A 9,998-nucleotide genomic window follows, 5' to 3' on the forward strand; every position below is an offset into this window, starting at 1 on the left:
GTATGAACCAAGCTGGTGTTAATGAAAAATATAAGGTATCACCGTTCTATGTGTTTTTTTTAGTGCATTCCATGCAAACGGGAGTAGGCGTTTTAAGTTTTCAAAGAGTTTTAGCAAAGTCGGCGGGAACTGATGGCTGGATTTCGATACTACTTGCCGGACTGATCGTTCATGTATTGATCTGGGTCATATATAAAATATTAAGTATCGTCCCAGGTGATATCATTTCTGCCAATAATCATGCATTCGGAAAATGGATTGGGAATTTTTTCAGTCTTTTATTCATTCTTTACTTTTTGATCCTTGGGATGGATATGATTATCAGCTATATAAATGTCATACATGTTTGGATGTTTGAAGCGGTAGCTTCTTGGGCGTTTACAGTGGTTTTCTTGCTTCTGATTTATTATATAAATACGGGAGGCTTCCGTACAATTACGGGAATTGCCTTTTTAAGCGTCTTTTTGTCTTACTGGATTTTCTTTGTCCCATTTTATGCCATGAAATACTCTGAATTCACCAATTTGCTCCCTATATTCGACCACAATCTATTGGATATACTGAAGGGAACGAGAAGTACTTCCTTAACTTTTCTTGGTTTTGAAATGATCCTGATGTTTTATCCGTTCATCAAAGATGCTAAAACATCACAAAAATATGCTCATGGAGGGGCATTAACAACAACCTTATTAACCGTTTTCATTTATTTAGTTTCACTGATTTTTTATTCACACAAACAGTTGGAGCTGACTATCTGGCCGACACTTACAATGACCAGCATTGTCGAACTGCCCTTTATTCAGCGATTTGAATATATAGAAGTTTCTTGGTGGGCCATTTTTATCATACCCAACATGACCATCTGCTTGTGGGCTGCCAGCAGGGGTATCAAGCGCATATTCAATGTTCAGCAAAAGTATCCATTATGGGCGATATCCCTTATTATCCTGCTCACTAATATATTTGTTTTTGATCAAGATTCCCTATATATATTGAATAAAATCATCGATCCATACGCCGTGCTTTTCCTTACATTATATTTGCCTCTTCTTTTAGCCATCATTTATATAAAGAAAAGGAGGAAACGTTTATGAGAAAATTATTTCTTGTCATCTTGGCTTTTCCCCTCCTTTGCAGCTGTGCCGAGCCAAGAGTGGTTGATGAAGTCAATATGTCCCAAGCCATTGGCTACGATATACGAAAGGATAAAATAATCGAAGGAATGTTCATCATCCCTATCTTCCAACAGGACAAGATAGGTAAGTATCAAATCTTAACTGGAACATCGACAACAACGAGTGATGTTCAGGCTATCGTATCCAAAAAAGCGGATAAGCCGGTGATGCTTGGACAGACACGCATTTTTTTATTTAGCGAAAAAATCGTACATGAAATAGGAATAACAGAACTGACCGACTATCTCTACCGAGAGCCTCAACTTGGAAACAGGGTCTTTTTGGCCATCGTTGAAGGAAAGGTCAAGGATTTCGTAAATACAAAACCACCAAATACGAATGTAAATATTGGAATCTATTTATCGGATTTGATCAATCAACAAATTGAAACAGGGAACGGCCCGGATACAAACCTCCATCTTTTTTTAGGAAACTCTCTAGAAACAGGCGGCGATTCGTTTCTTCCTTTGTTTAAGTTAATTAATAAAAAAGTTGCAGTATCAGGAGTGGCCTTGTTTCATGAAGATAAAATGGTCAGTAAAGTTCGAACGGATGATATGTTCATTTTCAAGACATTAGTTCAAAACCATAAGCGGGGAATTTACAAATTCAAATTAAAAGACAAGAAAAGTAGCGATATCGTAGTGGAAAGTATACGAAGCGGATCAAGTTTTGATGTATCCGCCTCAGAGAGAAATCCGTCCATTACGATAAAGCTCAAAATTAAAGGACAAATCAAGGAATCTATGCGAAGTGACAACCTTACCAATAGAAAGATGATAAAAAAAATTGAAAAGGAAATGGAAGATGATATAACCAAGCAAGCGAACCGTCTTATTAAAGATTTTCAGAAAAAATCCCTTGACCCGATTGGATTGAATGAAAAATATCACGCCAAAAATAAAAAAATGACCTATGAACAATGGAGAAAGGTCTATCCCATGATGGACATTAAAATAGAAACCAAAGTTGACATTCTCCAAACCGGGGTTTCTGAATAATGAATTTTTAGGAATCCTTTCCGAAAAGGAGCTGACTTTTTGAAAAAAACATGAAATTTCAGTCATTGCTACTTCAGTATTAGGTATAAGTTCAATAACAGGAATCTCTTTTGCTTCCGCAAGTAACGATAAAAATGAATTGAACTCAGATAAAGTGACCTTCTTTGGCTCCCCGACTTCTGCGATTTCCAGTTCAGTTGCTGTACCTCAAAATTATAACCGGTTGTTGTTTAGCGGAACAGTCCCTCCTCTTTTAAACAAGGATGGAAAAACCACTTATGAGAGGTGTGGCAATACAGAAAGGCAGGCAATCGGAATCTTAGAAACATTAAAAGCAGATTTGAAAACTAAAAGGCTTTCCCTCGCTGATGTTATCCATCTGCGTGTGTATGTCGCTCCAGATCAAAATCATGGAAATGAACCAGATTATCAAGGTTGGTTCGACGCCTATGCCCTGTTCTTTAATACAAAGGAAAATCCAGTAAAAACCGCTCGTTCCACAGTAGGGGTGCAAAGTCCGGTTTCGCCGGATTATCTTATTAGATTGAAGCAGAGGTAGCCTATAAAAATAACAGCAAGTCAAAAAATAGTCGATGTGAGTGAATGGTCATGTTTCAATACCGGTGTTCCAGGCATAGTCGTCATCCTATCATTGCCCTCCGGAAAACTTTTGAATACAAAAAGAGACAGGAAAATATACCTGTCTCTCGCTGCATTTAATCAATCATGAAAATTCATTCCATCCGTCACTTCTTTAACGATGCCCGCATTGATGACAAAGTCACCGAAATGCTCTCCTTGCTGACGTTCTTTTGCATATCGGGAAAGAAGTACACGCAACTCTTTCAATATCTCTTCTTCACCGATATTTTCACGGTACATTTTGCTTAATCGGCTTCCGTCGAATGCAGCACCGAGATACATATTGTATTTGCCAGGTGCCTTACCGATAAAACCTATTTCCCCGAGTGCATGCCGGGCACAGCCATTCGGGCAACCGGTCATGCGTATCGTAATTTCTTCGTTTCTCAGTCCGTTTTCATCTACGATGGCCTCGACTTTATCAAGCAGAACCGGCAAATAGCGCTCTGCTTCGGCCATTGCCAACCCGCATGTTGGAAGTGCCACGCATGCAATCGAGCTGCGTCGGAGCGCCGAATGATGTGCACCATCCGTCAAACCGAATGTTTCAAGCAATTCTATGATTTTTTTCTTTTTCTGATTTGACACATCTGCAATGATCAGGTTTTGATTGGCCGTCAAACGGAAATCACCGGTATGGATCTTTGCGATTTCACGCAAACCCGTCATCAGCATGTAATCATTGGAATCGGCAATTCGGCCACCTTCGACAAATAGTGTAAAATGCCATTTTCCTTGCATGCCTTTTACCCATCCATAGCGGTCACCATTATTATCAAAATGATAAGTTCTCGCTTCATCCAACTTCCATTCTAGACGATTTTCCAATTCAGCCTTTACCGTTTCGAGCCCAAGCCGGTCAACCGTATACTTGAATCGTGCATTTTTCCGTACGGAACGATTTCCATAATCACGCTGAATCGTAATGACTTTTTCAGCCACATCCAGTATTTGATCTGGGTTGCAAAAGCCGATTACCTTGGCTAGTTGGGGATATGTCGCCTTGTCACCATGGGTCATTCCCATACCGCCGCCGATCGCCACATTAAAACCAATGAGTTTTCCATTTTCAACAATGGCTATGAAGCCAAGATCCTGGGAGTAGACATCAATGTCATTGGATGGAGGTACCGCAATGCCGATTTTAAACTTCCTTGGCAAATAAAGCTTTCCGTACATTGGTTCGACCTCCTCCAATTCAGGAGTACCGACCACCTTTTCTTCATCCAGCCAGATTTCATGGTACGCCCTTGTACGTGGCAAGAGGTAATCACTCAATTTTTTCGACCATTCATATACTTCGGAATGGATTTCGGATTGAAATGGAATCGAATTGCACATTACGTTCCGGTTTACATCTCCGCATGCAGCGATGGTATCCAGCATGGAAGCATGGATTTCCTGAATGGTTTTTTTCATATTCCATTTTAAAATACCATGCATTTGAAATGTTTGTCTTGTGGTCAATTTCAAGGTCCCGTTACCGTATTTTTGAGCAAGGTCATCCATAACAAGCCATTGAGAAGGCTGTGCCACCCCGCCGGGCATGCGGACACGCAACATAAACTGATAAGCAGGCTCCAGTTTTTGTTTCTGACGCTCATTGCGCAGATCCCGGTCATCCTGCAAATAACTGCCGTGATGTTTCATTAGTCGATTGTCATCATCCGGAATACCGGCACTAATCCGATCCTGCATCACTTCTCCAAGTGTACCTCGCAAATAATCGCTTTTGTCTTTAATTTGCTCCACATCACTAGGCGGGCCTTCTGGTGCTTTCAATAGTGGGTTCACCATGTTGTTATCTCCTTTTCCTCCAAATTTTTAGTACACATCACGTTGATAGCGTTTATTTTGTTGCAATTCTTCAAGATAAGCTTGCGCATCAGCATGGCTCATATTGCCTTCTTTTTCAATGATCTCAATAAGCGTATTATGGACGTCATGTGCCATGTTTTTCTCGTCACCGCAAATGTATACTGCTGCTCCTTCTTGAAGCCATTCGTATAATTCCCCGCTGTGCTCGCGCAACCGGTTTTGAACATATACTTTTTCATCAGTATCACGTGAAAAGGCAACATCCATTTTCGTAAGTACGCCTGTTTCCAACCACTTTTGCCATTCAGTCTGATAAAGGAAATCCGTCACGAAATGCTGATCGCCGAAAAAGAGCCACGTTTTCCCTTTCGCTTCCGATTCTTCGCGATCCTGGATAAAGGATCTGAACGGAGCTATACCCGTTCCCGGTCCAATCATGATTATTGGAGTGTCTGGGTTCTTCGGCTGCTTGAAATTCTGGTTATGCTGAATGTAAACAGGCAGCATGTCCCCAGGCTGTAATCGGTCTGCACATAAAATGGAGCAGACACCTTTTCTTTCTCGTCCGTGACTTTCATACCGGACAGCTCCGATTGTCAAATGCACTTCATCCGGATATGCGGATAAGCTACTCGCAATTGAATATAGGCGGGCTGGAATTTTCCGGAGGATTGATACGAATTCTTGCGCCGATTCACCCCACGAGCCAAAATCACGGATAAAATCCAGCAAATCACGGCCTTCACGATATTCTTTTAATCTTTCTTCATTACCAGGCACTAAAAGCTCCTTTAAATCTTCGTTATCTGAAAGCTGGGCCGCTTGTTCAATGAGGGATTTCGTCAAAACCGTAATTTCAAAATCGGAGATGAGCGATTCCCTAAGCTGACGAACTTCTCCCTGTTTATTGACCTTCACGATTTCTTCTGGGTCCCAATTGAGTTCCTTAAGAAGCATATCCACTAAATCCGAATCATTTTTCGGATAAATACCAAGGCTGTCTCCAGGTTCGAATGCAAGACCAGAGCCCTCAAGAGATAACTCGAGATGATGTGTCTCTTTATTGGAGCCACGACCGTTCAAGTTTATATTTTCAAGCACTTCCGCTTTAAACGGATTTGTTCTCGAATACGTTTGTTCACCTACTGAAGCCACCGTTGCAGGAACTGCAGCAACAGAACTGCCTTTACCTTCATTTAAACTAGAAATGACTCCTTCCAGCCATTCGGAAGCAGGCTCATCATAATCAAGGTCGCAGTCCATTCGCGGAAATAACCGTGTCCCGCCCAGTTCCTCCAAGCGTTTATCGAATTGTTTTCCCGTTTCACAGAAAAACTCATATGAACTGTCCCCAAGCGCCAATACTGAAAAGCGGAGACCTTCGAGGCTTGGAGCCCTCCTGCCATGAAGATACTCATGGAAAGACAATGTATTATCCGGCGGATCACCTTCTCCATGCGTGCTAACGGAAATGAGGAGATTTTGGACTTTTTTCAAATTGTTGAATTTAAAGTCACTCATGGATGAAATGGTAACCTGAAAGCCATTACCCTCAAGCTTACTCGCCGCATTTTCTGCCAGCCCTTGAGCATTGCCCGACTGTGAACCATAAAGAATGGTCACCTCTTTTGATACTGTCTTTCCGCTGCTTTGAGCCTCCAATACCGGAGCGTCGGCTGAACTCATATTCGAAACTGACAAAGATGCAGCCAGATAACCGCTCAACCAAACTTTTTGTGTTTCTGTAAAACTAGGCAGGAGGCTGTTAAGGAGCTCTGCCTGCTCATGATTAAAGGGACTGTTACTTACCTGAAGTTGCACGATTTCCACCTCACAAAGGAATATTAACTTATCTTAGTTGATTCTTAGGTATAACGAGTGGGTTAAACATTTTTATTTCCATCCATAAAATAATTAATTCGTTTACTCCTATAGACGAAGTCGGTTTTAACTCCAAAAAAAATTGAAAATACAGTCATTATAGATTCATAGCACGCTACAAATAAAAAATAAGGTTATAAAGGACATTAACCTTCCCCAGCTTATACTCTTCCTAAAATAAGTTTCTCATTAAAACTTTACTGGAAGGCACATCATTAGTAAAATATATATAATTTATTGTAACTATTAAGAATATTAATAATAAGGAGAAATTTCTATGTACTATGATGCTCTAAAAACATTTGTGACCCTAGTGGAAGTCAAGAATTTTACTAAAACAGCAGAAATGCTTCTTATGTCGCAACCAAGTGTTAGTTTGCATATAAAAAAATTGGAAGAAGAGTTCCAAACCAAATTATTTCTCCGTTCTCCTAAATTCCTGAAAGTCACCTTAACGGGAGAAATTCTTTACGACCGGGCCAAGCAAATGATCACAATCTATGAACAGACCAGACAAGACATTCAGGAACACGATAGGTCCATCAAGGGCGAATTGAAGATCGGAGCAAGTTTTACAATAGGAGAGTATATCCTCCCTTCTTTACTCATCGACCTTCAAGAGGACTATCCTGAACTTGAACTTCAAGTCATAATCGGTAACACGGAAGAAATCGTCCAAGCCGTTCGGCTATACAAAGTGGATATTGGTTTAATCGAAGGTCAAACTAATGAAAAAGAGCTTTCCGTACACCCATTCATGCAAGATGAGCTATTCATTGTGTCTTCTAACAATCATGAACTCGCTAATCAAGACGAAGTCGGGATTACTGATTTACATGACCAAGCATGGGTAACAAGGGAAGTTGGATCTGGGACACGTGAATACCTTAATCACGTCATACGTTCAAATGGATTGAAAATTAAATCGATACTCACGATAAGCAGTAATCAAGGAATTAAAGAAACACTTATAAAAAATGGCGCAGGGCTGGCCCTTCTATCCCGAAGTGTAATTGAAAGGGATGTACAAAATAAAATCCTTTCTATTATTCAGGTGAAAAATGAATTCTTTAACAGAACACTTTCGTACGTCTATTCCCCAATTATGGAAGATAAAAAGAATGTCAAAACTTTCATAACTGAATTAAACAAAAAATGGCCTATGAAAGCATAGCCGATAGGATGATCATTGAGAAGCATGCTCGCTTATTAATGCTGTATGTAAACCCATTGATAGTTTAGAGCTAATTTTATACATGTTAAAATCAATTTAAAACTACTACAAAGGGCAACGGGCAAGGAAGCAGAACTATCTTAGATACCCCCCATTATTAATATCAAACGTTGCGCCTGTATAATGCTTGGCTTTATCTGATAATAAGAAGACAACAGTATCAGCCACATCTTCAGGCAGGACAGGTGTATGGATAAGTTGGTGACTTACATACTCCTCTTTTCTCCATTCAGGTATGTTACCCATCATGGGAGTATTAACCATCGTTGGGGCAACAGCATTAACTCGGATGTAGGGTGAAAAATTCATGGCACAGCTTTTCGTTAAACCTAATATGGCAGCTTTTGATAACCCATAGATTGCATCTGAACTGCCCTCTATTCCTGACACTGAAGACATATTAACGATAACTCCCTCACTTTGGCTTTGGAACAATCTTTTACCGAACATTTGTGAGAGATAAATAAACCCTTTAACGTTTATATTCAGGACTTTATCAATTTCATTTACTTGATAATCCAGTATATTTTTCGCCAAATAAATTCCAGCATTATTTACTAAACCATCTACATCAGCATGTTCTGCTTCAACATATACAAAAAATTTAACCACCTCTTCATGATTACTTACATCTAACTGATATGTATGCAGGGGATATCGATTGTCCAGTGACAGCATTAAATCATTTAAAGAATGTTCATTAATATCGCATGCAAGTACTGAAGCCCCCTCAAATAAGCATTGTTTCACTATTTCTTTTCCTATTCCAGAAGCTGCGCCAGTTACGATTACTTTTCTATTTTTGAGCACATATTAAAGCTCCTCTCTCTATTCATTACTGCTATTAACTAGATTGTATCATGAGCGTTACCCATTAACATTGTTCAACTCCCGGATTATTACAATTTAGTAAAATTAAGAAATCCAGTAATCTCCCCTTTTTTAATCAAAAAAGGACTTTATCGATATTTTGTTTCAGTATATCGTTCTTTTCTGAAAATAATCTACACCAATATTTGTGATAACAACGTTTTAAGATTCCATAGAATATTTGTAATTCTTCTCGTCTCTTTACCCTTACCGATTTCAAATTCCTTTGATGTGATCGCTTGATGATGGGGTTTTAATTGCTCGTCTATCTATGCTGAATTAATTATAAGGAAAGAAAGCAAGAATTAAATATCCCAATCTCTCAGTGATATAAATGAGAAATTGGGATATTTATAAAATTTAGAGCCTGTCTGTTGCCCTAACTCTATAAGATAGCACATGTTTTAAAGTGGTGGATTTTGCACACCTAGATGAATCCAATCTTCTTTTGGTGGCCCATAAACCCCAGAAGGTTTTATTCCTGCTTGACGCATCAGAACCGTAACTTGTCCGCGATGATGAACAATATGCTTGATTAGCCCCATAAGAATGGAAGCATTTGTTTCCTGTCTTCCAAACGCTTCTTGTATTTGTTCCAGGGATTCGTCTGTCCATTGCTGTTCAATGATTTTTGCTGCGTGAGAACTGACATTTTTAAAAGTGATAGCAATTTCCCGGGCTGAAGATGGAACGTTTTCCGAACTTTCTATCCTGTCTATCTTTAACCCGAAATGGGCTAGATAATCTGGAATGTTCGTGGTGAAATGCCATGCAATTCTTCCTAAAGTACGACCTTCAGGATAAACTTGTTGATCTAATGAATCATCGGTCAAACCATCCAAAACATTTTGAGTAAGTATGGCTTCTTTATTCCATTCTTTAATAAAATCCAAAACGGTAATATACATATAATTCCTCCCCTATTTCGATAGATAATTATTTACTCAAAGTACATGATATAATGTGAAACACACATAAAATAACTGTGGGAAATTTCTTAACGAATTTCTCAAGATTTTATCCATTAAAGAGAGAAGTATTGGCGTATAACGATGAAGCTCCACCAGAGTGAACAAATAGAATGTTATCCTCAGGCTTAAAGGTGCCTTTTTGTATTAAATCGATGAGTCCCGCTGCCGCCTTACCCGTATATACCGGATCCAGCAAAATCCCTTCCGTTCTTGCCATTAGCTTGACTGCTTCCACCATTTCAGGTGTAGGCAAAGCATAACCCGGTCCGACATACTCATCAAAACACGTAATCTCCTCAGTAGGGATTGACTGTGGAATCCCGATGTGTGCTAACGTTTCTTTAACTAGCTGATGAACTTTCTCTTCTTGTTCAGCTTTTCCTCTGCTTACGTTTATCCCAATTAC

Annotated in this window: 9 protein-coding genes; 4 read left to right on the forward strand and 5 right to left on the reverse strand. The window is 39.5% G+C overall.

What is annotated here, in order from left to right; all coding sequences use genetic code 11:
* Positions 1-2: 2 nt before the first annotated feature.
* The 3 genes from ACQKFG_RS19065 to ACQKFG_RS19075 all read left to right on the forward strand — a co-directional run bounded on the left by ACQKFG_RS19065 (position 3) and on the right by ACQKFG_RS19075 (position 2,735).
* Positions 3-1,094, forward strand: coding sequence for a GerAB/ArcD/ProY family transporter (locus tag ACQKFG_RS19065; RefSeq protein ID WP_427561687.1), 1,092 nt, complete (start codon positions 3-5; stop codon positions 1,092-1,094).
* Complete coding sequence (locus ACQKFG_RS19070; RefSeq protein WP_427561690.1) at positions 1,091-2,176, forward strand: Ger(x)C family spore germination protein; 1,086 nt, start codon at positions 1,091-1,093, stop codon at positions 2,174-2,176. Before ACQKFG_RS19065 ends, ACQKFG_RS19070 begins: the two co-directional genes overlap by 4 nt.
* 139 nt (positions 2,177-2,315) lie before the next feature.
* Positions 2,316-2,735: a RidA family protein gene (locus tag ACQKFG_RS19075; protein ID WP_427561693.1), complete on the forward strand. Its 420-nt coding sequence runs from the start codon at positions 2,316-2,318 to the stop codon at positions 2,733-2,735.
* A gap of 161 nt (positions 2,736-2,896) precedes the next feature.
* On the opposite strand, the gene cysI is transcribed toward ACQKFG_RS19075, so the two are convergent.
* Together cysI and ACQKFG_RS19085 are read right to left on the reverse strand one after the other, a co-directional pair.
* Positions 2,897-4,615 carry an assimilatory sulfite reductase (NADPH) hemoprotein subunit gene (gene cysI, locus ACQKFG_RS19080; RefSeq protein WP_427561696.1) on the reverse strand — a complete coding sequence of 573 codons (1,719 nt, stop codon included), beginning with the start codon at positions 4,613-4,615 and terminating at the stop codon, positions 2,897-2,899.
* A 27-nt stretch (positions 4,616-4,642) separates the two neighbouring features.
* Positions 4,643-6,457: an assimilatory sulfite reductase (NADPH) flavoprotein subunit gene (locus tag ACQKFG_RS19085; RefSeq protein WP_427561699.1), complete on the reverse strand. Its 1,815-nt coding sequence runs from the start codon at positions 6,455-6,457 to the stop codon at positions 4,643-4,645.
* A 337-nt stretch (positions 6,458-6,794) separates the two neighbouring features.
* Between ACQKFG_RS19085 and ACQKFG_RS19090 the strand changes: the two genes are divergently transcribed.
* Positions 6,795-7,691 carry a LysR family transcriptional regulator gene (locus ACQKFG_RS19090; protein WP_427561702.1) on the forward strand — a complete coding sequence of 299 codons (897 nt, stop codon included), beginning with the start codon at positions 6,795-6,797 and terminating at the stop codon, positions 7,689-7,691.
* A 135-nt stretch (positions 7,692-7,826) separates the two neighbouring features.
* On the opposite strand, the gene ACQKFG_RS19095 is transcribed toward ACQKFG_RS19090, so the two are convergent.
* The 3 genes from ACQKFG_RS19095 to ACQKFG_RS19105 form a co-directional block, all read right to left on the reverse strand.
* On the reverse strand, positions 7,827-8,561 hold the full coding sequence (locus tag ACQKFG_RS19095; RefSeq protein ID WP_427561704.1) for an SDR family NAD(P)-dependent oxidoreductase: 735 nt from the start codon (positions 8,559-8,561) through the stop codon (positions 7,827-7,829).
* A 464-nt stretch (positions 8,562-9,025) separates the two neighbouring features.
* Entirely contained in the window at positions 9,026-9,529 is a 504-nt protein-coding gene (locus ACQKFG_RS19100) for a DinB family protein (RefSeq protein WP_192204625.1), read from the reverse strand.
* Positions 9,530-9,638: 109 nt separating this feature from the next.
* Positions 9,639-9,998, reverse strand: a 360-nt coding sequence (locus tag ACQKFG_RS19105) for a pyridoxal-phosphate dependent enzyme (RefSeq protein ID WP_427561708.1), incomplete at its 5' end; no start/stop codon positions are given.

The sequence above is a fragment of the Peribacillus sp. NPDC076916 genome, from assembly GCF_050269675.1.
Classification (GTDB): Bacteria; Bacillota; Bacilli; order Bacillales; family DSM-1321; genus Peribacillus; species Peribacillus aracenensis.